At 53.8% G+C, this 22433-nt stretch carries 21 protein-coding genes and 1 riboswitch; of the genes, 8 read left to right on the top strand and 13 right to left on the bottom strand.

The genetic code is table 11. The features are described 5' to 3' along the window. Positions 1-109 precede the first annotated feature (109 nt). A complete protein-coding gene (locus KP814_RS09980; protein WP_216736639.1) occupies positions 110-1051 on the bottom strand; it encodes a GGDEF domain-containing protein in 942 nt (313 codons plus the stop codon). A gap of 166 nt (positions 1052-1217) precedes the next feature. After that, positions 1218-2090: a MaoC/PaaZ C-terminal domain-containing protein gene (locus tag KP814_RS09975; protein ID WP_216736638.1), complete on the bottom strand. Its 873-nt coding sequence runs from the start codon at positions 2088-2090 to the stop codon at positions 1218-1220. Between the two features lie 214 nt (positions 2091-2304). On the opposite strand from KP814_RS09975, the gene KP814_RS09970 reads away from it, so the two are divergent. Beyond that, entirely contained in the window at positions 2305-3057 is a 753-nt protein-coding gene (locus KP814_RS09970) for an ABC transporter substrate-binding protein (protein WP_216736637.1), read from the top strand. 24 nt (positions 3058-3081) lie between these two features. Here the strand turns inward: KP814_RS09970 and KP814_RS09965 are convergent, their stop codons facing one another. From KP814_RS09965 to KP814_RS09955, 3 genes are all read right to left on the bottom strand, one after another. After that, entirely contained in the window at positions 3082-3609 is a 528-nt protein-coding gene (locus KP814_RS09965) for a cytochrome b/b6 domain-containing protein (RefSeq protein ID WP_216736636.1), read from the bottom strand. 10 nt (positions 3610-3619) lie between these two features. Further along, positions 3620-3895, bottom strand: coding sequence for a PepSY domain-containing protein (locus KP814_RS09960; RefSeq protein ID WP_216736635.1), 276 nt, complete (start codon positions 3893-3895; stop codon positions 3620-3622). A gap of 111 nt (positions 3896-4006) precedes the next feature. Further along, a complete protein-coding gene (locus KP814_RS09955) occupies positions 4007-4528 on the bottom strand; it encodes a GNAT family N-acetyltransferase (RefSeq protein ID WP_216736634.1) in 522 nt (173 codons plus the stop codon). Between the two features lie 187 nt (positions 4529-4715). On the opposite strand from KP814_RS09955, the gene KP814_RS09950 reads away from it, so the two are divergent. Continuing rightward, entirely contained in the window at positions 4716-5330 is a 615-nt protein-coding gene (locus KP814_RS09950; RefSeq protein WP_216736633.1) for an FMN-binding negative transcriptional regulator, read from the top strand. A 19-nt stretch (positions 5331-5349) separates the two neighbouring features. Next, positions 5350-5733 (top strand): MmcQ/YjbR family DNA-binding protein, encoded by a 384-nt coding sequence (locus KP814_RS09945; RefSeq protein WP_216736632.1) that lies wholly within the window; start codon positions 5350-5352, stop codon positions 5731-5733. A gap of 13 nt (positions 5734-5746) precedes the next feature. On the opposite strand, the gene KP814_RS09940 is transcribed toward KP814_RS09945, so the two are convergent. The 3 genes from KP814_RS09940 to KP814_RS09930 are packed head-to-tail and all read right to left on the bottom strand — an operon-like array spanning position 5747 to position 8212. After that, the gene (locus KP814_RS09940) at positions 5747-6232 is read right to left on the bottom strand and encodes a pilin (RefSeq protein ID WP_216736631.1); all 486 of its coding nucleotides are present in this window, start codon (positions 6230-6232) and stop codon (positions 5747-5749) included. A 24-nt stretch (positions 6233-6256) separates the two neighbouring features. Continuing rightward, entirely contained in the window at positions 6257-7237 is a 981-nt protein-coding gene (locus KP814_RS09935) for a type II secretion system F family protein (RefSeq protein WP_216736630.1), read from the bottom strand. Between the two features lie 3 nt (positions 7238-7240). Then, complete coding sequence (locus tag KP814_RS09930; protein ID WP_216736629.1) at positions 7241-8212, bottom strand: pilin; 972 nt, start codon at positions 8210-8212, stop codon at positions 7241-7243. A 245-nt stretch (positions 8213-8457) separates the two neighbouring features. Between KP814_RS09930 and KP814_RS09925 the strand changes: the two genes are divergently transcribed. The 3 genes from KP814_RS09925 to KP814_RS09915 all read left to right on the top strand — a co-directional run bounded on the left by KP814_RS09925 (position 8458) and on the right by KP814_RS09915 (position 13293). Continuing rightward, on the top strand, positions 8458-8757 hold the full coding sequence (locus tag KP814_RS09925; RefSeq protein ID WP_216736628.1) for a hypothetical protein: 300 nt from the start codon (positions 8458-8460) through the stop codon (positions 8755-8757). A 78-nt stretch (positions 8758-8835) separates the two neighbouring features. Next, a riboswitch (cobalamin riboswitch) is annotated at positions 8836-9058 on the top strand. Positions 9059-9182: 124 nt separating this feature from the next. Then, entirely contained in the window at positions 9183-12044 is a 2862-nt protein-coding gene (locus KP814_RS09920; protein WP_216736627.1) for a ribonucleoside-diphosphate reductase subunit alpha, read from the top strand. Between the two features lie 28 nt (positions 12045-12072). Beyond that, a complete protein-coding gene (locus KP814_RS09915; RefSeq protein ID WP_216736626.1) occupies positions 12073-13293 on the top strand; it encodes a ribonucleotide-diphosphate reductase subunit beta in 1221 nt (406 codons plus the stop codon). A gap of 359 nt (positions 13294-13652) precedes the next feature. On the opposite strand, the gene KP814_RS09910 is transcribed toward KP814_RS09915, so the two are convergent. Beyond that, positions 13653-14108 (bottom strand): type II toxin-antitoxin system YafO family toxin, encoded by a 456-nt coding sequence (locus KP814_RS09910; protein WP_206617982.1) that lies wholly within the window; start codon positions 14106-14108, stop codon positions 13653-13655. A 105-nt stretch (positions 14109-14213) separates the two neighbouring features. Further along, a complete protein-coding gene (locus KP814_RS09905) occupies positions 14214-14537 on the bottom strand; it encodes a hypothetical protein (RefSeq protein ID WP_127974248.1) in 324 nt (107 codons plus the stop codon). Between the two features lie 467 nt (positions 14538-15004). On the opposite strand from KP814_RS09905, the gene KP814_RS09900 reads away from it, so the two are divergent. Together KP814_RS09900 and KP814_RS09895 are read left to right on the top strand one after the other, a co-directional pair. Continuing rightward, positions 15005-15850, top strand: coding sequence for an SDR family NAD(P)-dependent oxidoreductase (locus KP814_RS09900; protein ID WP_216736625.1), 846 nt, complete (start codon positions 15005-15007; stop codon positions 15848-15850). 39 nt (positions 15851-15889) lie between these two features. Continuing rightward, a complete protein-coding gene (locus KP814_RS09895; protein ID WP_216736624.1) occupies positions 15890-16804 on the top strand; it encodes an AraC family transcriptional regulator in 915 nt (304 codons plus the stop codon). A gap of 109 nt (positions 16805-16913) precedes the next feature. Here KP814_RS09895 and KP814_RS09890 read toward each other — a convergent pair whose 3' ends face one another. The 3 genes from KP814_RS09890 to KP814_RS09880 form a co-directional block, all read right to left on the bottom strand. Continuing rightward, positions 16914-18701 (bottom strand): PKD domain-containing protein, encoded by a 1788-nt coding sequence (locus KP814_RS09890; RefSeq protein ID WP_216736623.1) that lies wholly within the window; start codon positions 18699-18701, stop codon positions 16914-16916. 396 nt (positions 18702-19097) lie between these two features. After that, on the bottom strand, positions 19098-20294 hold the full coding sequence (locus KP814_RS09885; protein WP_216736622.1) for a lipopolysaccharide assembly protein LapB: 1197 nt from the start codon (positions 20292-20294) through the stop codon (positions 19098-19100). Continuing rightward, positions 20291-22330 carry a DUF3857 domain-containing transglutaminase family protein gene (locus KP814_RS09880; RefSeq protein ID WP_216736621.1) on the bottom strand — a complete coding sequence of 680 codons (2040 nt, stop codon included), beginning with the start codon at positions 22328-22330 and terminating at the stop codon, positions 20291-20293. The genes KP814_RS09885 and KP814_RS09880 overlap by 4 nt, the downstream gene beginning before the upstream one ends. Positions 22331-22433: the final 103 nt, after the last annotated feature.

The following is a 22433-nucleotide window of genomic DNA, read 5'->3' as shown; positions in this document are numbered from 1 at the left end:
CGTCGTCGCGCGCTTTGCGGTCCTTTTTGCGATCTCATGACAAGCGCAAGGGGCACGACACTGACGGCGGATGGTCGCAGATCCTTTTTCTAATTCTGGAAGACCTCTGTCAGTTTTTTTTCATGTGGAACACCTCCACACGATTCCTGCCTTGATCTTTGGCCTGCTGCAAGGCCACTTCCGCTTGTTTGAAAAGCTGCTCGAACGGCGTATCGCACTCTCCGATACACAGCCCGATAGACGCGGTGACGCGTACTTCCGGATCGCCATCCTCGGGCCCGGTGAAAACCATGTCGGCTATGGATTCGATGAGACGTCCCGCGATCTGCATGCCGACCTTATCATTGGCCTGACTGAGGAAAATGGCGAATTCTTCGCCGGCGATACGTCCAAACACATCGTATTCACGCAACGCGTCCCGGGTCATTTCCGCGATGCGGCGCAATATTGCGTCTCCCACCGGATAGCCATAGTTGTCGTTGACCTTTTTGAAATGGTCCATGTCCAGCAGCATCAGCGTCATGGGCGCGCCGGTGCGCCAGCAGCGATTCGCCTCCGCTTCCGCCGCTTCGAAAAAGCCGCGATAGTTGGAGACATGCGTGAGTTCATCCGTCATAGCCATATGGCGTAACTTCTGGTTGGCGTGATTGATGCGGCCTTCCAGTTGCTTCTGCGCGGTGAGGTCGCGGGCGCGCACCAGCATGCGGCCTTGTTTGTCGATCTGTTCCGAGAATAAGAACCAGCGACCGCCGCTGATCTCCACCTCATAGCTGCGAAACTGGCGCGTGCGACGTAATTCCTGTGCGTATCGCAACCACCCCTCAAGATCGTCGGACTCAATGTGAATCCCTTGCCGGGTGTCGTAGCAACGTTCCGCCAGACGACGAAAGCTGAAACCGGCGAGAAAGTCGCATTCAGCATTGAAAAGCCGGGCGAAAGCGACGTTGCAGTACTCAAGAAGATCCTGGTCGTTGAAGAGGGCGTAAGCTTCGTCGCTGCTTTCTATAAAAGCGAACAGCGTATGCTCCAGATCGTTGACTTCGCTGGACATGAATAAAGGCTCCACAGCGGGTGCAAAAAATAAGTTGGAATAAGGCGTTGCGCGTTTTCCGCCGTTGATGCCGACGCGACGCAATGCGGCGCATCAAAAATAACGCCTATTAATTAAGTAGCATACTTTTCAGGATTATTCCGCCGCAGGACGCGGCGGAGCAGGTTCAGCCCAGCTTGTATTCGATCTCGGCGGAGACGCTGGGGGCGTTGGAGCGGCTGCCCAGGGTCACCATGGTGCGATTATCGAAAGCGTGGGTCCACAAGGATAAGTCATTGGGCACGTAGACGGGGCGGGTGAACTTAAAGGACGCCTGGCGAATCTCACGTTCATTCTGATTGCTCAGGTAGCCCATGATTTTGCCGACGGAATACATGCCATGCACTATCGGTTTCTTCATGCCGCACAGACGCGCGGTCCACTGGTACAGATGGATCGGATTGAAGTCGCCGGACAGCCTCGCATAACGGCGAATATCGGCGCTGCCGAAATAGAAGGTCGTCTGCGGAGCCGCGTCGGAAAACGGCGTGCGCGGTCCGTTACGGGCGGGGCGATGATTGCCCGGGCGTTTGCTCAGGTAATGATTGACCATTTCCACCGCCACCTGACCGCGGGTCCAGATTTCCGTCGTCACCGTGAAGCTTTGCCCATGTGCGCATTCTTCCTGACCGGATAAATACGCGCGTACAGTCAATCGGTCTTGGGCGCATACTGGAAAGCGCTGGATAAACTTGACGCCCAGGTGCACCAGACCCAGCAGTTTGAGAGGGAATTCCGGCCGGGTTAGCAGGGTCAGCTGGGGTTTTTGGGTAAAAACATACAGAAACGGCAGGGGCGCGCGTTCAGTTTGTCGGTATTGCGGACTAAACTCAAAGAAGTGCAGATATTTTTCCAGATGGCTGCGGCAAAGAGTGATATCGAAAACCTCAACGCATAATTCAGGCAGGCGAGTGTAGGTCAGCTCCCGCTTTAGCAAGGTCTTTGCGTAAAGCGTCAGTAAATCAGGGAGTTGGGGTTCGGTGTAGCTTACTACGTGCATAACTGTTCTCTTCTCGCCGCCGGCCGGTGGTCGAATGCGCTCATTCGTGACATCCCGGTTGTCTGTTATAAAGTTGTCTGTTGTAAATATGTAACCGTTTGTAAAGTTGCTATATAAATAGATTAAAAAAGAATCAGCTACAATAGGCTTTTGGGTTGGTATGGTCGGCCGAAAGGATGATAAGGCGCTATTATCATTGCGGAGAAAAGGCCAAATGAGACTGTCAGTATGGGTGTTTAGTGGGCTGCTCGCGCTACTGATGCAGCCGTCAGCGGCGGAAGTGTCGCTGGTGCTGGCTTCACAGGAGGACTTCAAGCCATATGAATGGCGCGATGGCGATCAGGTCAAAGGCCTGGACGTGGATATCGTCGAAGAAATGGCGCGTCGTCTGGGCTGGAAGGTCGATATCAAGCTCTATCCCTGGAAAAGAGTGCTGCATGAAGTGGCGGCGGGGTCCATTGATGGCGGCTTTTCCGCTTTTCGTACGCCGGAGCGGGAGGAGTATGCGATTTTTCTCGATCCGCCAATTCATCTGAGCACCTATTGTGTGTTTGTTAACCCGGAGCGGCCTATCGTTTTTTACAGCCTGGAGGATTTGGACGGCAAGGTACTGGGCAAGAATCTGGGCTTTTCCATCAATCCTGAGTTTGATCATGCGCAAAAACGGGGACGTTTTGAGGTGATCGAGAAGAGCATGAGCCATAATCTGCGTCTGCTTGCCGCGCAGCGCATCGACGCTGTGATTGGCAATGCCCTGGAAGTCGACTACATGGCGCGGGAACTGGGCCTGGAGGATAAGATAGAAGGGCTGCCGACAAAAGTCGCATCGGATACCCCCGCCCATTTGATTATCTCCAGAAAATCGCCGCTGGCCAAAGATCCGGAATTGCTCAAGCTGATGGAAGAAACCCTGCGGCATATGCTGGAAGACGGCACTTACGCCGCCTTGCTGAAGAAGTATCAATAATCCTGACGACGTTTCGTCTGGTGCTTATTCCGGTTTGCTGATTTGCTTTTTGCCGGTGACCATGGCGGCGATAAGATTTTCTTTGCCAAAGCGTGAATACAGGCTCACCGCAGCGATGTGAATAAGCATGAGCGCCATTAATGCGTTGGCCAAGCCCTCGTGAATTTCCTCCAGCCAGTCTTCGCCCCAAAAGGCGTCGAGGCTCATCATCCAGCCGCTGACCGCCAGCGCAGCCACCAGGAACATGAGCGCCAGAATCATCAGGCCGCCCATCGGATTGTGGCCTACCGTTTCGGTGGGCTTGCCGGACAGGAGTGCGCCTACATAGTTTTTAAGCCGTGTCGGCGTAGGAAAAAAAGACCGAAAGCGCGCGTAGGGCGTCCCTATAAAACCCCATAAGACTCTGATCGCAATCGCGCCTCCGGCGTAATAACCGACCCATTCGTGCCAGGAACTTCCGTCCTCCAGTACCCACAGATTCAGAATGCACGCTGTGGCTAACGTCCAGTGAAATAAGCGGACCAGAGGGTCCCAGACACGAACGGTTTGCATGGGAAACTCCTTAATCTATTTCAGTTTTGACAGCTTCGCCGTTAACCGGGTTGAAGTAGATCTCCACTTTCTGACCCTGGTTGTTCCAGCCGTAGATTTCATAGCAGCCGGTGTCTGTCTCTTTGAACTTCTTGATCTTGTAACCCTGGTCCAGCAGCGACTGTTTGAAAACGTCCTGATCCTGCCAGGCGGACTTGGGCTCTGTGGTGCAGGTAGGGTCTGCAAACGCGGTGGCTGCGGTCAGACTCAGAGCGGCGGCGAATAAGGCGATTGAGGTTGGTTTCATAAATCTGTTCCTTGTGTGAATGTCTTGTTTAACGACAAGGAGCAGATTAAGGGGCGAAGCTTAAGGGAGGCTTAAGTCAATGCGCGATAAAGAAAATATTTTCTGTTGGGCTTATTGAGGCTGAGGCAGCGACAGGCCCATCAGCGTCACGCTGTAGAGCGCGCCGTCCATTTCGGCGACATTGGGTAATTCTCCCCAACATTGAAAGCCGTGCTTGCGAAACAAGGCGAGACTGGGCGCATTGTGGGAGAAAATCACTCCGACGAGCGCCGTCACGCCAAGTTGCGGCGCCAATGCTATCGCGTGACTCAGAAGGCGGGCGCCCATGCCTTTGCCGCGCTGCTTCGGCGCCAGATAGATGCTCAATTCCGCCGTGTGTCGATATGCAGGACGAGAATGATAGGGCTCGAAGCTGATCCAGCCCAGAATTTGGCCCGCTCGTTCCGCCACCAGCAAGGGACGTTCTTCGGTATGTCGCAAAAACCAGTCCCGGCGACTCGCTGCGGAAACCTCTTCAGTGTCCGCCGTGACTTGTCTGGAAGCGACTGTGGAATTATAGATTTCGACAACGGCTTGCAGGTCCGCCTCTTGTGCGGGACGTAACTGGAAATCCTCAAAGACGGCGTTAAGCATGTGAGGTCCTTAACCATGAGAGTTGTGAAACGCCCAGCCGTTATAGCGCAAAACGTTATTTTCGAAAAGCTCGCTGGCAAACCCTGTCAGCGCGGGTGTAAAACGCTATATTATTCAACCCGATGCGTTAGACGCCAGCCGGCGCGACGTTTTACCCACAGTCCGTGCAGTCAGGGATATTTCGACTATGTACATGCCCGCTTCATTCAAGGTGGAGGACCGTTCCGCCATGCTGGATTTTATTGACCGTTGGAGTTTCGGTGTTTTGATGACGCTGAAAGCCGGGGTGCTGGAGGTCAATCAAGTCCCCTTTATACTGGACCGCCAGAATAACCGCTTGTATGGCCATCTGGCCCGCCAGAACGATCAATGGAAGGAGCTGGACGGCGCCGATGAAACACGGGTGCTGTTTCAGGGACCGCATGCGTACGTGTCGCCGGACTGGTATGAAAGCACGGGCATGGTGCCTACCTGGAACTTCATGAGCGTGGAGGCGCGGGGGCGTTCGGAATTATTGCCCCCTGAACGTCTGCCCTGGCTGCTGGAGCAGTTGAGCGACAAACACGAAGCGGCGTTCGCTAACCCCTGGAAAATGAACAAAGTGCCGCCCGCCAGGCTGGAGGCGATGATGAAAGCCATTGTCGGTTTCAGCGTTGATATCGAAACCTTGAACGGCAAGTTCAAACTCAGCCAGAATCGTAACCCGCAGGATCGGGCCGGCGTCATCGCCGGACTGTCGACGCAGCCGGACGAAAACTCCCGGGTGATCGCGCAGCAGATGCAGTTGCTGCAGGATAGCTGACTTTATCAGAGGCGATGATATGGACTACGCAGCGGCCAGACAGGCGCTTTTAAGTAAACCCGAAGCCATTGAGGATTTTCCGTTTGGACCCGAGGTGGCGGTGTTCAAGATCAGAGGCAAAATGTTCGCGACCCTTGGCATGGAAGACGGCGAGGGACGCATGAACCTGAAGTGCGATCCGGTGGAAGCGTTGGCGTTGCGGGATATTTTCCCCTCCGTCACGCCGGGCTATCACATGAATAAAAAACACTGGAATACGCTGGCGCTGGATGGCGGAGTACCGCCCGGAGAGATCGGGCGGATGATAGATAATTCCTACGCGCTGGTGGTTAAAGGTCTCACCAAGGCGGAGCGTCAGGCGCTGGAGCTGCGTTACGGCAGGGAAACCCTGTTCCCCGCCTAAGCGTTTTTGGTGTTCAGAACCGGCAGTTGGAGGGCAGGTAAGCCGGATCAATATCCGTCTTGTTGGCTCCCACAGCTTCCATACCCTCGACTGCGGGGCTATGTCCGCACAACCAGGTCATTGGGCTGGCGGGGCTGCCGGTCACGATAGCGGGGCGAATGGTGAGATATTTGTCCTGCAGACTTTTGTTCACCTTGTTGCCCAACTGAACATGAAAGGCGCCGTTCTCCAGAGTGATGTTCTTCACAAAATTCCCCAATAACTTGTTGGGCGCAGGCATGCCTGCGGCGGCGTTATCGGTCGGAAAATCGCCTTTGTATTTGTAATACTCTTTCACCTGATCACGCAGTTCGCCCACGATGGTGACCGCCTCGGTGACCTGCGCCCGCGTGACGTAAACCTGATAGCTGGGCAAGGCGACGGACGCCAGAATGCCGATGATGGCGACCACGATCATTAATTCGATGAGGGTGAAGCCGTTTTGCGCTGTGGTAGTCATAATTCTGCCTTTGATGAATAACGGTTAAATAGCGGATCCTAAGCCGAATATCGGGAGGTAGACGGCGATGATGGCCGCTCCTACCAGAATGGCGATGAGGGTGCTGACGCCTGCGACGAATTTGGTTTTGAAGGACGCCAGCGCTGCGGCGTACGCGACGTTGAGTCGCTCGAACTGATACGCCAACTCCTGTTCCAGCGCGTCAGTTTTCAGGGCGATCATCAGATCCAGGTATTCTGGTTGTGAGAGTGTTTCTTCCAGGCTGGCGCTGGAACAGAGCTGCAGCGCTTCACGTAAGGACGTTTCCGCATCCAGACCGGAGCGGTTAAGCAGATAGGCGTTGGCGAGCCAGAGATAACGTAGATGGGCTTTGGCGATGGAGGACAAGCCTGGGAGGCGTTGTATGAAATCCGGCATGGGCCGCAATCGTCGAATACAACCGACTGTCTTGAATCCAATCCAAAATAGCGGAATCAAACCGATCAATACGAAGATCCAAACCGACTGAAACGACTCTAAGCCGGATATCAGCGCCAGCGTAAATGCTGGCAGCTCCATGTCCATTTCACGATAGAAAGCCTGAAATCCAGGCAACACCTTGATGAGCAGGACGCCGAAAACAAAGATGGCGATCATTAACAGGGCGAATACGTAGCCAAGCAGACTTTGCAGTCCGTCCCAAACGCCTCGCCAGGAGACTTCCATGGCGTGAGAGTGAGTGATATAGCGTTCCAGAAAACCGGGTAACGAGCCGCCTTTGGCGCGCACAATGGCGGCGAGGCGACTTATGTCGTAGAAGGGGCTGTCCTGATAAGGCGTCGCATGTAAGCTGACGTCGCCTTGCAATACCTTTTTCAGTTGCTCAATCTGAGGCTGTGCGTGAGCCGGCAGGAGAGGTTCCAGTCTGGCCAGCGCCTGCTCCAGAGAAAGCCCCTGTTGGACCTGATGGTTCAAATGTCGCAACAATTGGCTCAGATTTGAGTTTGGCGAAGAAATAAGGATCACGGTTTAACCTCTACAGATATAAGGGAGTTGCTCAGGAGGCAGCGAGCTTTTGTCGTCGCCGTAGATTTTGCGTGGACCCGAGTGCGCTGACGCGCATGTCCATCCCAGGGTGCGCAATGCGCCATCGGGATTGCTGACGACCGGTCGAAAGCTGATGGTCCTTGGCGCTTCTCCCGCTCGAGGGGAAAGGGTGAAGTGCAAGGCGCCGCTTGAATCGAGCTCCGTTGATTGGAAGTAGATCGCCTCGACGTTACTCAGCGCATGTAGTTCTTCTCGCTCCGGCCAGACCCCGGAGAAGGCGTATTTTTCCGCCATGTCCACTCTGATTCCTTCCAATAAACCAAAGGCTTCGGTCAGGCGGGCTTTAATAATAGCGTGACGCCCGGCGTCTAGTGCGAAAGTTAAAGCGACGCAAATCACGGCGATACAGGTAAGGATCTCCAACCAACGAAAGCTACCGACAGCTTGAAAAGACGGTTTTAAAGCGAGGGAAGCGCCGCCCGGTTGCTGCGGCGAGTTGACGTTGAGCGCAGAGACGTCGGCGCTCGACTGGGCTGGAACAGCTATGAACTGCTGATTGATCCACCGCGCCCGCCAGTTCAAATAGGTCAGGAAGAAGAAGGAGGGCAGGATAAACAAAGGATTCAATGCTTGTGCGAGCGTAGTGGCGGCTATCGCCACCGCAAGATAGAGCGCGCTGGTCCATGGACCAAGCGAAGGATCAGAGCGGCCCGCCAAGGAGGAGCTGCGCGCGAGATTACTAACCAGAGAAGGAATAAAAAAATAAAAAAACAGCCCGCGCAGCGGCGGCCAGATAGGATCTCCCGATATAAGCCGATACTTGCGCCAATTCATGTAATGCCAGAATAGTTCGTACACGCCGAGCGTTAACACATACAAAAGACAGTGCAACCACATGGGCGGCGCAAAATAGGGCGTCAGTGTTTCTTTGAAAAAACGGCGGCGTTCAGGCAAAGCCAGTCCTTAATGCGAAGAAGAAAATTATTAGCAGTTTAGCTGATTTGCATCCTGAACTACTTTTGATTCAGGTAATTACCCGTTTATTTTCTGGGGATGACAATGAGGTTGGGTAAACTTCGCCTGCAGGCAGCCATGGAAATTGTGAATGTGTAAAGGTGGCCGTTAGGGATGTCGGTGCGGTTTCGCTGTATTGACTGCGTCGGTTTACTGTTTAGAATGGCCGCCTTTTAGGAATTCTCATGGATTTGAATCTAATCATTGGCGTTTTGATCCAGAGCGCTTGCCTGTTCGCTGCCGCTAAGCTGCTGAAAGTCTCGCTTGGATTGATAGAAGCGTTTTTGGTTGTGCTCGTCGCCACCCTGATTTTGGGCTTTGTTCAAGGGCTGCCCGGTTTTCTTGCTGCGCTTGGGTTCTATCTGATTGCGTTGAAAGTGATTACTAAAGCGGATGCGTATGCAGAAATTTTTATTCTTACCATCATCGGCATAGGCGTCCAAGCGCTTTTGAAAAAGTTCTTAATCGCCGCCATTCTCGCTTGATTTTTCTGAATATCCGCGTCGCTTTGTCATTTCGCTTAGCCTCTACATCTAGTATTTACTTTTAATAGTCAAAACAATATATTGTGTCTCAGCTATGGTTCACGCCTGTTCAAAGGTTGTGCTAAGAGGGAATCCGGTGAGAGTCCGGTACTGACGCGCAGCGGTGTGGGGGAACGAAAGCGACGCGGGTGGAAACGCCCACGCACTGTCCTGAAAGAGGATGGGAAGCGGTCGCCGTAGGTTCGCAAAAACGTGTAAACGCCCCCGAGTCCGAAGACCTGCCATGCTGAAGTTATTCATGCCTTCGCGACTCAGGGTAATGATAAAGCGCCGCTAAACGCGAGGCGATTTTCGGCCTGTCTGCGCGTCGCTTTATGTCCCTAATCGTGAAGGTTCGGCCAGAACACGCGATAGAGGACAATTCCATGACCGGTAGTTTTTCGTCCCCCAGCGAGGCGCGCGCCTCCAGCTCCCCATCTGTTTCATCCGAGTCACACACTCATAACGCCCTGCTGCAGGTGATCAAACGCACCGGTCAGGCTGCGCCGTTTGACGACCGCAAAATCGCTATGGCGGTGACCAAGGCGTTTTTGGCGGTGGAAGGACATTCCGCGTCCGGCTCGCCCCGTGTGCGGGATTCCGTAGAAAAACTGGTTAAAGATATCGTGGCGCGTCTGCGTCGCCGCAGCCCCGAAGGCGGTTCGGTGCATATCGAAGAAATTCAGGATCTGGTGGAATTGGGCCTGATGCGCGGCGGCTTTCATAAAGTGGCTCGCGCCTATGTGTTGTATCGTGAAGAACATGCCCGTCAGCGTGCGCCGGCGCCAAGCGAGCAGGCGGGGGAGACGCATCCTGATATCAATGTGAAATTCGCCGACGGCACGGAAGCGCCGCTGAATATGGGGCGTTTGCGCACAGTGATCGGCGATGCATGCGCGGATCTGGACGGCGTCAGCGAGGAAAAAGTCCTGCAAGGAGCGTTGAAAAACCTGTACAACGGCGTCAAACACAAAGACGTCAATGCCGCGCTGGTCATGGCGGCGCGTCCGCTGATCGAAGAAGAGCCCAACTATTCCTATGTGTGCGCCCGTTTGTTATTGGACGGTTTGCGTGAAGAGTCGCTGAGCTATCTCAATATCGCAGCGTCCGCCACGGAAACTGAAATGGCGGAACTGTATCCGACTGCGTTCCGCGCCATTATCGAACGCTGCGTGGAACATGAACTGCTGTCGCCAAGTCTGCTCGAATTCGATCTGGAACGACTGGGCGCTGCGCTGAAGCCTGAGCTTGACCGCCAATTCACCTACCTGGGATTACAGACCCTTTACGATCGTTACTTCATCCACTGGCGCGAGACCCGCCTGGAATTGCCGCAGGCTTTTTTCATGCGCGTCGCCATGGGATTGTCGGTGCAGGAAGATGATCCCAACGCCCGCGCAATTGAGTTCTACAACCTGTTGTCCTCTTTTGATTACATGTGCTCTACGCCGACGCTGTTCAACGCGGGGACCAACCGTCCGCAGTTGTCTTCCTGCTACCTGACGACGGTGCCGGATGACCTGGAGGGAATTTACGGCGCGATCAAGGACAATGCCCTGCTGTCCAAATGGGCGGGCGGTCTGGGTAATGACTGGACTCCGGTGCGTTCTCTGGGCTCTCACATCAAAGGCACCAATGGTAAGTCCCAGGGCGTGGTGCCGTTCCTGAAAGTCGTCAACGACACGGCGGTGGCGGTGAATCAGGGCGGCAAACGTAAAGGCGCGGTGTGCGCTTATCTGGAGTCCTGGCACCTGGATATCGAAGAGTTCCTGGAACTGCGCAAAAACACTGGCGATGAACGCCGCCGCACCCATGACATGAACTCCGCCAACTGGATTCCGGATCTGTTCATGAAGCGCGTATTCGAGGACAAAGAGTGGACGCTGTTCTCACCCAGCGATGCGCCGGATCTGCATGATTTGTACGGTTCCGCTTTTGAAGCGCGCTACACCCACTATGAATCTCTGGTGGAAAGCGGCGCTATTACCCTGTTCAAGAAAGTTTCTGCGCAGAACTTGTGGCGCAAGATGCTCTCTATGTTGTTCGAAACAGGCCATCCCTGGGTGACCTTCAAGGACCCCTGTAATCTGCGTTCGCCGCAGCAACACGTTGGTGTGGTGCACTCCTCGAACCTGTGTACGGAGATCACTCTTAACACCAGTCAGGACGAAATTGCGGTATGTAACCTGGGCTCTATCAACCTGGTCAACCACATACGCAATGGCGAAATCGATCATGACCGTTTGCGCAATACTGTGTATACCGCAGTGCGCATGCTGGATAACGTCATCGACATCAACTATTACGCGGTTCCCCAGGCGCGTAACGCCAACCTGCGTCATCGTCCTGTGGGCATGGGCCTGATGGGCTTTCAGGATGCGTTGTACAAGCTTGGCCTGCCCTATAGCAGCGTCGAAGCGGTGCGCTTCGCCGATCAATCCATGGAGCTGATCAGTTATTTTGCGATCACCGCTTCCTCCAATCTGGCGAAAGAACGCGGCCGCTACGAAACCTATGAAGGCTCCTTGTGGGATCAAGGCGTTCTGCCGATCGATTCTCTGGACCATCTGGAGCAAGAGCGCGGCGCGGAATACTGTACGCTAGATCGTGGTCATAGCCTTGACTGGGCTCCAGTGCGCGAACTGGTGAAAAAGCAGGGCATGCGTAACTCCAATGTCATGGCGATCGCGCCTACAGCGACAATTTCCAATATTGTCGGCGTTTCCCAGTCCATCGAACCGACGTATCAGAACCTGTTCGTCAAATCCAACCTGTCCGGCGAATTCACCGTGATCAACCCCTGGTTGGTGCAGGAGTTGAAGGCGCGGGATTTGTGGGATTCCGTCATGGTCAACGACCTCAAGTATTTCGATGGCTCCGTCGCGCAGATCGACCGCATTCCGGAAGACGTCAAACAGCTGTTCCTGACCGCGTTTGAAATTGATCCTCGCTGGTTGGTGGAAGCGGCCTCCCGTCGCCAGAAATGGATTGATCAGGGGCAGAGTCTCAACCTGTACATGGCTGAACCCTCCGGTAAAAAACTGGACAACTTGTACAAGCTGGCCTGGTCCCGCGGCCTGAAAACGACATATTACCTGCGCTCTCTCGGTGCCACGCAAATGGAGAAAATCTCTTCCGGCGCTTCCCAGAGCGATAGCGCCAAACCTGATGTTGACGACACTGAGAGTCAGGAGCCGCAACCGAAGTTCTGCTCGATTCTCGATCCGGACTGTGAAGCCTGTCAGTAAGCGACGATAACAACCAGGAGCTATGACCATGAATACCGAACTGATGAAGCAGACTGCGACCTTGTCGGACTGGGACGATCCTCTGGCGGTGGCGATTCCTGCTGTGTCCACATCCTCTGCTGTTTCTGCGCAGTCACCCGTTTCCACCTCTCCCGCCGCGGCCCCCGCCGCCGGGGGAGCCCCTGACAACGAGCCGGAGCCCGCGGCCCTGGCGGAGGAGGCGATGGAAGAACAGGTTTTACAAAAGCTGGACCCGGTCAATCCTGACGACAAGCGGGTGGTGAACGGGATGACCGACATCAACCAGCTGGCGCCGTTCAAGTATCCCTGGGCGTGGGAGTTTTTCCTCAACGCCAACAAGAACCACTGGACGCCTCTGGACATCAACATGTCCCAGGATGTGTACGATTATCATCACAAGCTGACGCTGGAAGAAAAGCATGTGTATGAGAACGTACTGGCTTATCTGACCACGTCCGACATCCTGGCCATGCGTAATATCGGTCTGGCGGTGATGGAGAAAATGAGCGCGCCGGAGCTGCAGATCTATCAGGCGCGTCAGGTGTACGAGGAATCCCTGCATACCTGGACCTATCAACACTGTATCGAAACCATTGGTCTGGATCAGAGCGAGATTTATAACCGTTACCGCGTCACGCCAGCGATCTATCGCAAGATCAAGATGGGCAACGAGCGTATCAGCGCGCTACTGCGCCCAGATATCAATCTGCGTAATCGGGATGACCTGGAAACCTTCGTGATGGCGTATATTTTCTTCGCCGGTATTTTCGAGGGCTGTTGGTTTTATAACGGCTTCAGCCCTATCTTCGCCTTGCAGCGCCGCGGATTGATGAAAGGCACCGGCGAGCAGCTGCAATACATTATGCGGGACGAAGTCATGCACTGCGCTTTCGGTATCCGTGTGGTGAAACAGATCATCAAGGAAGAAGGCGTCACCCTCGATCCCAAAGCCATCAAGACGCTGTGGGAAGAAGCGGAAGCAGCGGAGACCGGCTACGCCCATTTCCTGCTGAAAGAACCGATCCTGGGCTATACCGCGGAAGACCACATCGAACAATTCCGCTTCATCGCCAACCGCCGCGCCAAGCAGCTGAAACTGGACGAACCATTCCCCGGCGCCGGCAACGCACTGCCCTGGCTGGACGAACAGGCCAGCATGCGCAAGGAGAAAAACTTCTTTGAAACCCGCGTGACGGAGTATCAGACCGGGGCGTCGTTGCAGTGGTAATTTTATCTGCAAGCATACGGCGACAGATAATCTTTTAATCTCCGTTGAGATTGTTGATTAAATGATAGCCTCGCCAGTTTGGCGGGGCTAAAACTCATTATTTTTGCTGTTTAGATACTTAATGAGTCTAGAAGAGAACTGGAGGGAAGATCAGGATTTTGTTAATACGAAGCTACTTTTGCCCGTAACCTATGTGTATTGCATGAATAATGGCGGCTGCTTTTTAGCACAACAAGTGGCTGACCCTCTCTTGGCGCACTTCAATTACTCAGACTAGGTGCAAAAGTCCAGTTGCACCAATTACGGGGCAGAGGATGCATCGATTTGTAGCTTGGTTGACACAGAGTTTTAACGCTTTCCTAGTTTTTGTCTCTGAAAGACTCTGCTATAGCCTCTAATTCAGCCATGAGATTGTTATCTTCATCAGTATTTTCTTTTTCATTCGGCTTTTTAGGGTCGAAGTGTTTGATAATATCAATCAGCAAATATTTGTTTCTATCTATAAATCCATAGCAGTAGACAAGAACAAAGCCACTTCTTCTATAAAATTGGAGGGTTCTATTGGGCCATGCTTTATTATCTCTTCTTATATGGAGATGCATGAGCTCCAGATATCGCCTATTAAAGGTCCTTGTATAGGGTGCATCTCTCCCAAAATCACCTGGGACATATCCATCTTCTTCCTTGTACCTTCTGAACTCGCTTTCTAGCTTTTCTTGCTGCTGTATGGTCAGCCTGTTTTGCAGGAGCTCATGCATGAAAACTTCAGCCATTCCAGCCCCCATTTTTATTTCTGGGCTTATTGGCGATTTCACTCAGCTCTGATTCCGTTAAAAAGTCACTGACAGCGCTTTTCTTATTAGGACTCTTGTTTTTATATATCTTTTCTACCTGCTTAGTCTTCTTATTCAAAATGAACTTTATTTCCATTTATCTATACGCCCTTTTTTCTTTAGATTTTCTATATCTTTCTTCGCGTTTTCTGATATGTTTACCAAATCTTCTTCGGTAATGCCGAGGCTGCTTTCTTCGGGTGAAATAAGCTTCGTGCTGCCTCTCTGGCTATATTCTATATACTCCATCATTTCTTCAAATAAATATGGCGAAACGGCATAAAATAGAACGTCATTTTTGTCATCAACAACAGCAACAGGCTCCGCATCTGCTTCTTCTAAAAGCTTTGCGAACTTTTCTTTGAACTCCTCTAACGGAGAGGTAAATGTTGATAATATTTCTTTGCTCATACAGTTTTACCTTATCTCTTTAAAACTCTTACATAACACATTGAGCTTTATTTCAGGGGGGGGCTATAAAAGCCATTATACCACCAGCTCGCATATCGCCTATCGGCCTTTATCCCTAAGAGTGCTCAGGGTGGGGGCCCCGAAATCACTATATTTATTTAATACTGTGAGCGTAGCCACTAAGTTTTTTGGTTTCAGTTCAACCGCATATTCTTGAGTCAAACTGTAGTGTTCCCAGAGGCTTAAAAGTCTGTGATGTGGAAAGGGGCGCCACGCTCAATTCGCATAGTAAGGCTCAGCGCCTTTTGCGCTAACTTCGTGAATCGTACGTCTCATATCACTTGGTATTTTTCGACAAGAATGGAGTATTGTGCAAAGAGTTAAGAGGATCTTGCTAACCCTTTGAACGCCGTAACCTGCATTCTGATATTCAGTTTCTACAGTTGAATAGATTTTGGAGGTTGCACATGTCCGATGGAAAAAACAAAACCTGGTTTATTACTGGCGCCTCTCGCGGCATGGGATATCAGATCGCTGTCGCGGCCTTGGCGGCGGGAGATAATGTGGTGGCGACCGGGCGTAGCCTGGATGCGCTGCGTAAGGTCTATGAGTCTGACGATCGCCTGTTATTGCTGGCGCTGGATGTATGTAGTCAATCTCAGGCGGAGGATTGCGCAAAGCAGGCGGCGGCGTGCTTTGGCGGCGTCGATGTGCTGGTGAATAATGCAGGATATGGTCAGTTGGGCGTCTTTGAAGAAGTGGCGTCCGAGAGAATTTCCGCGCAGTTTGAGACCAATGTATTTGGAATGATGGGGGTAACCCGGGCAATATTGCCTTATATGCGACAACAACGTCAGGGCCGGATTTTTAACCTGTCCTCCATCGGTGGGGTAATCGGCTTTGAGGGCGCATCGGCCTATTGCGCCGCCAAGTTCGCCGTTGAAGGCTTTTCTGAAAGCCTGGCCGCAGAGGTGGGGCAGTTCGGCATTGGCGTCACCATCGTTCAGCCCGGCTTCTTCCGCACCGACTTTCTGGATGACAGTTCAGTCCAGTACGGCGAACAGCGAATCGGCGATTACGAGCGGTATTCCACCGCCGTTGCGGAAGCCTACCGCAGCCGCAATCATCAACAGGCTGGCGACCCGGCCAAGTTGGGCGAAGCTTTGGTGAAGCTGTCCCGTGAGGAAAACAGCCCGCTCAGATTCGCTGCAGGTTCCGACGCGGTGCAGTACCTCACTCAGGCGTACAACGTTCGCCTGAGTGAGCTGGATAAGTGGGCGTCGTTATCCGTCTCGACGGATATTGTGGAATAAGTCGCCGCGCGGACGCGCGAGTTCAACGGGATGCTGGGTATGTCGGAAATATTCGATCGAATTAAAGAATTAGCCGGTCTGATTCAAAAGCACTGTCCTCAAGATGGCGTGCATGAAAGCGACATCCCCAGACTCTCGTTTATTCGCTCGTCATCTCCTACAGAGCCGGTGCTCGCCGTTCATCAGCCAGCGGTCTGCGTCGTGGCGCAAGGCGCAAAGAAAGTCATCTCAGGGGAACAGCTATTCAAGTACGACGCCGCCCACTATCTGGTGGTGTCGGTGGACCTGCCCATCGCTGGCCAGGTGATGCAGGCGTCGCCGGAGCAACCTTATTTGTGCATGCGGCTGGATCTGGATCTCGCCATCCTGGGCGACCTGATGCTGGACGCCAAGTCCGCAGGCGCGGACGCGCCTCAGCAAAGCGTCGGCGTCAGTCTGGTGACGCCACGACTGCTGGATGCATTGATCAGGCTGGTTGCGTTGCTGAACGACGAGCCCAAAGACATCTCCGTTCTGTCTCCGTTGGCGGAAAAGGAGATCCTGTATTGGCTGGCGAATGGCGATCAGGGCGTCATTCTACGTGAAATCACTAACGGAGACAGTCGCTTACGACAGATAAGCAAAGCCGTTCAGCATATAAAATCCACCTTTAATCAGCCTTTCGACATGGAAGAGCTGCTACACCTTACCTGCATGAGCGCGTCCTCGTTTTTCCAGCATTTCAGGGCCGCCACCAACATGACGCCGCTGCAGTATCAGAAACAACTGCGGCTGTTGGAGGCGCGACGGCAACTGCTGTTAGGCGACCAGGACATCGCCAACATCGGGTACGGCGTTGGCTACGACAGCCCCTCACAGTTCAGCCGCGAATACGCCCGCCTGTTCGGCCTTCCACCCTCCAAAGACCTGACGCGCATAAAGAACGCTGGGGCTTCTGAGTACTGGCTGCCGTAGTTGGTTAGTTTGATTTATATGAAGAAGCCGACCATCCAAAGACAGTCGGCTTTTGGGCGTCTCAGGCCTGTTGCGTCAGGCGACTGAGAGGGGGCAGGGGTTTAGCGGGTCACTCCAGTTCGCCGACTAGGTCAACCCCTGAGTAATCGCGGTAGGCGCGGATGCTGATGTACCAGTCGCCGGCGGCGGGGTTGTTGAGGGTGCAGACTTCGTTGTTGCCGTTGGTGTAGGGACGGCAGTTGTACTGGGAGGTGGTGGGCTGGGCGCCTTGGCGGACGTATAGGTCAGCGTCGCCAGAGCCGCCGGAGATGGTGGCGGTGAGTTTGCTCATTCCGGAGGGGACGGACAGCTTGAAGTGCTTCCAGTCGCCGGTGTTGTCGGAGAGATTCTTTTCCTCGATTCTGGGTGTGTCGCCAACAGTGACGGTTTGCGTTGTACTGGCGGAGTTGCCATCGTTATCCGTTACGCTGAGGCTGACGCTATATCCTCCTGCGCTGGTGTAGGCGTGGGTTGGATTACGCGAGATGGAGGAATTGCCGTCGCCGAAATCCCATTGCCAGCTGACGATTTCGCCATCGCTGTCGGAGCTTTCGTCGCTGAAACGCACTTCCAGTTTATCCACTGAGAAAGAGAAGTCTGCGACAGGGTCGCCATTGGGCGTTTCATTATCGCCGGCGGGAATCTGATTGTTGAAGTAGCTGGCTACTTGCGGCCAGATCTTATGAATCAGCACGCCCTGGTTGGGACAGCCGCCAAAGTGATGCAGTGCGATGACGCGGTTGGTTTGTCCTGCGAGGACGGGCGATCCGGAACTGCCGCCGATGGTGTCGCAGTTATAGCCCATATCGGTGCCGGTTCCGCGGCCGTTGACGGAAGGCTGGTCCACCCGACACAAACCGCCGCTGTTCTGGTCGCTCTCAATGGAAAGCTCTTTGGGATTGCCGCTGCCGTGCTGAGGTATGTAGATGCGCTCCTGATTGGTGGCGGGACGCACATCCAGACCGAAGTAGCCGAAAGACTGGATGGAAGAGAAGTTGTTGACGGTAAACAGGGTGTAGTCCAGCTCATAGTTGGTGGCCAGCATGTTGGCGCCGGTGACCACTTTTGTTCCCGCAAGCGAGCCGCTGCCGCAGCTGGTGCGCTGATAGTTGAACCAGACTTCCGTGTTGGCCACGCCGGACTGGGACGAGACGCAATGGTTATTGGTGAAAATCCGGTTGTCAGGACCTACGCGCCAAGCTGTACACAGGCTGGAGCCGTTGACCAGTATGCGCGCCACCGGGCGTGTGCGTTCATACTCTTCCGGGTGGCTGTCCGCCCAGCACTGCACGTCGCGTCTTTCATTGACGCCACAGGTGGAGAACCTGCTTGTTTGCTGGCTCATGAGTTCGTCGATCTCTTCCTGGGGAAAGCCTTCCATGACGGAGTCGACTTCAATACTGTAAGACGCCTGGCCGCTGACGCCGGGGAAGTACTCCACGATCGCGGTTGACCCAATGACGGAAAGCGCGGCGAAAGAGCTGGCTCCATCATCGCCTTCGCGCAGCGTATGCAGTGATGGATTGTCGCCGCCGTAGCGATGCGCGATGTCTCCCTGGGCGTTACGCACCACGACGTAGCTTCCCTCAGGTATGTCGAAACGGGAGAAATGTACTTTGATGAAGCTGGCGTTTTCTTTGTGGATTTTTATACGGCGATCACTGACCGCCTGATAGGCGGCGACGCTTTCCCTCCTTAGCTGGCTCTCATCCGTCAGTAGCCCTTTGAAAGGCGTTTCTGAAGCGATGGTTATGGGTGGTTGGGGAGCTGCGATGGCGTCATCTGACGCCGCCTGCAAGTTGGCGGATAGTGTTAAGGACAAAGCAAGCCCGGCGACCCAAGCTATTTTTGTTTTCATAAGGTCCTCTCACATTAGATAGTTAATTCCATTTTCCTAGCCTTAGCGGCGGTTTTAACCCTACCTCTTACGTGAATGGATATACTCAAACGGAATATTTATAGTTATTGGTATTCTAATGGTACAGGATAGCCAACTTATTCGAGCAGTTAGAAAAGAAGTGATACTTTCTACAATTTAGTCTAAAGGGCGGGGCGTTTATGCTCGAAAGGAATGAACGGCGGCTTGAACGACCTGTCGAATGCGACATGGCGTGGAGGCTGGTTTCAGGCTTCCGCCGGCCTGCTGACACTAACGCTGAATACAAAAACGCCGGCCGCTCATACAAGCGGCCGGCGTTTTAAGTTAAGACGTGAAACGCGCTTTTGTCAGTGGATATGACGAGCGTGTGAGGTCTTAGCCTTGCTTCAGCCAGTGACGGAAATCTTCCCGTTCCAATAAGGGGCCGAAGCGGCCGTCTTCACGCAAAGCAGCTTCATCAAATTCGTAGCTGAAGCGCTCCTTCAAGACTTTCAGGGTTTCCCAGGCGATATCGAGCCGGTCAGTCTTGATGAGGGCGAAGGTCAGCGTGGAATAACTCGGTTCATAGTAAGAATCGCTGCGAATGGCTTCGTAGGAAAGACGAATCGCCTCGTCGTACTTTTCGTTGAGCAGTTTGACTCGCGCCAGCTCGTCCAGAATGCCTGCGTCCTTCAGCCCCGTCTGTTCAATCTGCGCCTGCAAGTGCTCCGCCGCCGCCTGATAATTTTCCTGGTTCAGGCTGCGGTAATAAAGCAGCCACTGATAGTTGGGGGAGGTTCCCAGACGTTCATTCAGTACGGCGCTCTGCTCTATAAATCCCGCGTAATCGCTGGCGTTGAGAAGCGCCTCTGCATAGAGCAACTGGAGGTAGTCATCGTTGCGGCGCTCGTCTGCGAGGCCTTCAAAGACGCGATGAATCTCTGCGACATCGTCGGACTTGGAGACTTTGCCAAGCTGCAGGAGTAATGCCTGTTTGGTGGGATTGCTCTGCAGATTGATGCGATAGCTCAAGGACAGCCCTTGCGCGATGCGATAGCTCAGGTCGTACACCGACAGCCAGTTGTGGAAATCGGTAATCCGATATTCCCCTGATGCGTCTCTGCGATAGTAAACCGTCAAATACCCCAAGGCTTCGTCGTCCAACCGATAGGTAATTTGAGACTGCTCAGGATTAATACTGGCGATGTCGTAGTAACCGTTCTCCGACGGCATATCGAGAAGACTGCCGGCGACGATGGCGCGATAGTTGGATAGTTGCGTATCAATGAGCCGACTCTTGGCGCTGGGACGAAACGCGACGGGCAGATCAGAGCGATCGACGGCTTTGCCCAGCAGATCCCGCATGTCCACCATCTCGACGATCTTGTCGGCGTTGCGCAGGTTCAGAAGATCCCGCAATTGCTTGGCGAACTCATTGATGGGACGGGAAGGATACTCCCCGGGCGTTTCCTCCGCAGCGGCGGCGCCATCCGTAGATGCGGACTGCGTGGCGCAACCAACGATGAAGAGGGAAAACGTCAGAACGGCGAGTGTCGCGCAGTGTTTAACGAGCCATTTTGCGGAGCGGATCATTGCGGCGTCTCCAAACCATAAACCATTGATTGAATGGACGAGATGAAATCCGCAAAGCGTGACTTATCTGTCTCTTCGCTGCGCGTCACCTGATAGTAGTGCTCGCCGGAATCGTTGATCTGCTTCTTCAGGTCCAGGAATGACTGAGTTTCCGCCGCAGGCATGGCGGCGCGTTTGAATTCCAGCTCATGATGCAGGTTCAGCGTGCGGCCCAGATAGTCTTCCTGATAGAAGTAATTGAAGTAGTCGTTGCTCAGGCTGACCTTGGCGGCCTGATCGGTAAATTTGAGACTGTAGGGATATTCCAGGGAAATATCATGCACCACCCTGATTGGTCCCGGCAGCGTCAGCGGCCCTGAACGCCGCGTCACCGCGGGACTTTTTACGTATTCAAACAGCGAATAGGCGTAGAAGCGGGTCGCCTGCACGTCGTCCACGGGTGCATAAAATTCATTGATGCGGTAGTGCTCATCAATAACAAAGCGATTGTTATCGTTGTCGTCGGTGATTTGAACCGGCTCCAGCTGTTCCGCGCCGGGATACAGCTTCTGCATGTAATTCAGCATATCCTGGCTGAACTCGCGTATGGACTTATTGGCCAGACGCTGGCGCATACGATCCGCCTCAATGCCGGTGTATTCCGTGGTGATGAAGTGTTCCACAGGCGCGCTGTAATCAATCACCTTGAAGCGCTCGCGGGTGATCATGCTGGGAGTCGCCGCCACTTCCGGCAGACCGACTTTGACCAGCTCCCGTTCGCTGGGATGGCCGATGATCAGCGCTTTGCCGTAATCGTAGTATCCCAGGGTGCTCAACGAGCCTTTCTGGTAGCGACGGGTAGGGTCCAGCCAGTAACGCTGTCCATCCAGCTCCACCAGGGTGATGACATGGTCGAAACCGCCGGGCGAAGGCGCAATCTTATCGACGCCGGAGGCGATCTCCCAGGACACCAGGGCGGGGTAGGCGTCGATGCCGATGCTTCTGAGCAGGGACACCAGCAGCAGGGTTTTGTCTTTGCAGTCGCCGTAGCGGTTTTCGATGACTGTATCCGGCGCCCGGGGCAGATGAGAGTTCTGACCCAGCTCAATGCCCAGATAACGGATTTGTTCCTGTGCGAACTGCAGCGCGGCGATTACCGCCTGCTCTTTGGGCATGCTTTTCAGCTCATCCCGCAGGTCGCGCAGTTCTTTGGATTTGATGGGACGCGCCGCGTACAGAGGCTCCGCCCAGCGAATCACGCCATCCCAGTCCGGGAAATCCGTCAGACTGATAAAACTGCCCGGTTCATAATCCAGAGGGTAATCGCCTTCGTTGTAGTAGGCGGCGACATTGGCGTCATCCCACACATAGGCTTTGGATTTACCGTAGGCGCTGATGCTGGGCTGGGTGTCGTATTTCACAGCGGACATGCGCAGTTCGCGATTGGGCGGCGCAATAACGCGGGTATAAAGGCGATGCACCGGCACCTGCCAGGACATGGAAATGCCCTGGAAGTAATGGTCGCCGAAGACGGGGTTACGACCGACGATGGAATAGCTGAAGTCTACAGCGTCGCCCACGCGAGTGCCTTTGACGAACACCACGCTGGTGACGTAACCGCTGAACATTTCCTGGTTCAGCTCAGTTTCTTCTCTGATTAAAGTGATGCTTTGCGGGTCCAGACGATCAATGACTTTGCCATCGCGAATAACGTTCAGCTTGTGCCAGACCAACTGCTGAAAGTCTGGATTGAAGGTGACCTTGAGGTGGGAGATTTCCTCCAGGCCGTCCAGATTGTTGGCGCGTTCGACAAAGTGATAGAAGTATTGAGGCGAGCGCGTGGCGGCGCTGGTCTGGCGGTCCACCAGTAAGTACTCCACCGCTCCGTTGTCGTGTTCAGGAGCGGCAGGCGCCTGCACAGACTCCACCCACTTCGGAGCGGCGGAGATGTCGTAGGCGTAACCATTGGATTTAAATGTTTGGCCGTTGGCCTGGCAGGCGAGCATAACGCCCAGGGTGGCGAGAAGGCCATAAAGTCTGCCGGAGAAGCGATTCATTCGTCTTCCTTGTGAGTACATCAATCAAAAAAAGGGTAGGCGGCGCAGTTTACCACGTACCCGGCGGCATGTGAGTGGTCAAATTGTAAACAAATTAAGAATG

Origin of the sequence: Hahella sp. HN01 (assembly GCF_018986435.1) — a bacterium.
Lineage (GTDB): Bacteria > Pseudomonadota > Gammaproteobacteria > Pseudomonadales > Oleiphilaceae > Hahella.
This window is presented reverse-complemented; position numbering and strand designations above follow the sequence as displayed.

Coding starts and splice junctions, on each gene's coding strand:
- KP814_RS09960 (WP_216736635.1), bottom strand. CDS start 3,895: ATGAAACCAACCTCAATCGCCTTATTCGCCGCCGCTCTGAGTCTGACC.
- KP814_RS09880 (WP_216736621.1), bottom strand. CDS start 22,330: ATGAATCGCTTCTCCGGCAGACTTTATGGCCTTCTCGCCACCCTGGGC.
- KP814_RS09955 (WP_216736634.1), bottom strand. CDS start 4,528: ATGCTTAACGCCGTCTTTGAGGATTTCCAGTTACGTCCCGCACAAGAG.
- KP814_RS09905 (WP_127974248.1), bottom strand. CDS start 14,537: ATGAGCAAAGAAATATTATCAACATTTACCTCTCCGTTAGAGGAGTTC.
- KP814_RS09900 (WP_216736625.1), top strand. CDS start 15,005: ATGTCCGATGGAAAAAACAAAACCTGGTTTATTACTGGCGCCTCTCGC.
- KP814_RS09890 (WP_216736623.1), bottom strand. CDS start 18,701: ATGAAAACAAAAATAGCTTGGGTCGCCGGGCTTGCTTTGTCCTTAACA.
- KP814_RS09920 (WP_216736627.1), top strand. CDS start 9,183: ATGACCGGTAGTTTTTCGTCCCCCAGCGAGGCGCGCGCCTCCAGCTCC.
- KP814_RS09915 (WP_216736626.1), top strand. CDS start 12,073: ATGAATACCGAACTGATGAAGCAGACTGCGACCTTGTCGGACTGGGAC.
- KP814_RS09945 (WP_216736632.1), top strand. CDS start 5,350: ATGGACTACGCAGCGGCCAGACAGGCGCTTTTAAGTAAACCCGAAGCC.
- KP814_RS09925 (WP_216736628.1), top strand. CDS start 8,458: ATGGATTTGAATCTAATCATTGGCGTTTTGATCCAGAGCGCTTGCCTG.
- KP814_RS09975 (WP_216736638.1), bottom strand. CDS start 2,090: ATGCACGTAGTAAGCTACACCGAACCCCAACTCCCTGATTTACTGACG.
- KP814_RS09885 (WP_216736622.1), bottom strand. CDS start 20,294: ATGATCCGCTCCGCAAAATGGCTCGTTAAACACTGCGCGACACTCGCC.
- KP814_RS09970 (WP_216736637.1), top strand. CDS start 2,305: ATGAGACTGTCAGTATGGGTGTTTAGTGGGCTGCTCGCGCTACTGATG.
- KP814_RS09940 (WP_216736631.1), bottom strand. CDS start 6,232: ATGACTACCACAGCGCAAAACGGCTTCACCCTCATCGAATTAATGATC.
- KP814_RS09980 (WP_216736639.1), bottom strand. CDS start 1,051: ATGTCCAGCGAAGTCAACGATCTGGAGCATACGCTGTTCGCTTTTATA.
- KP814_RS09895 (WP_216736624.1), top strand. CDS start 15,890: ATGTCGGAAATATTCGATCGAATTAAAGAATTAGCCGGTCTGATTCAA.
- KP814_RS09950 (WP_216736633.1), top strand. CDS start 4,716: ATGTACATGCCCGCTTCATTCAAGGTGGAGGACCGTTCCGCCATGCTG.
- KP814_RS09965 (WP_216736636.1), bottom strand. CDS start 3,609: ATGCAAACCGTTCGTGTCTGGGACCCTCTGGTCCGCTTATTTCACTGG.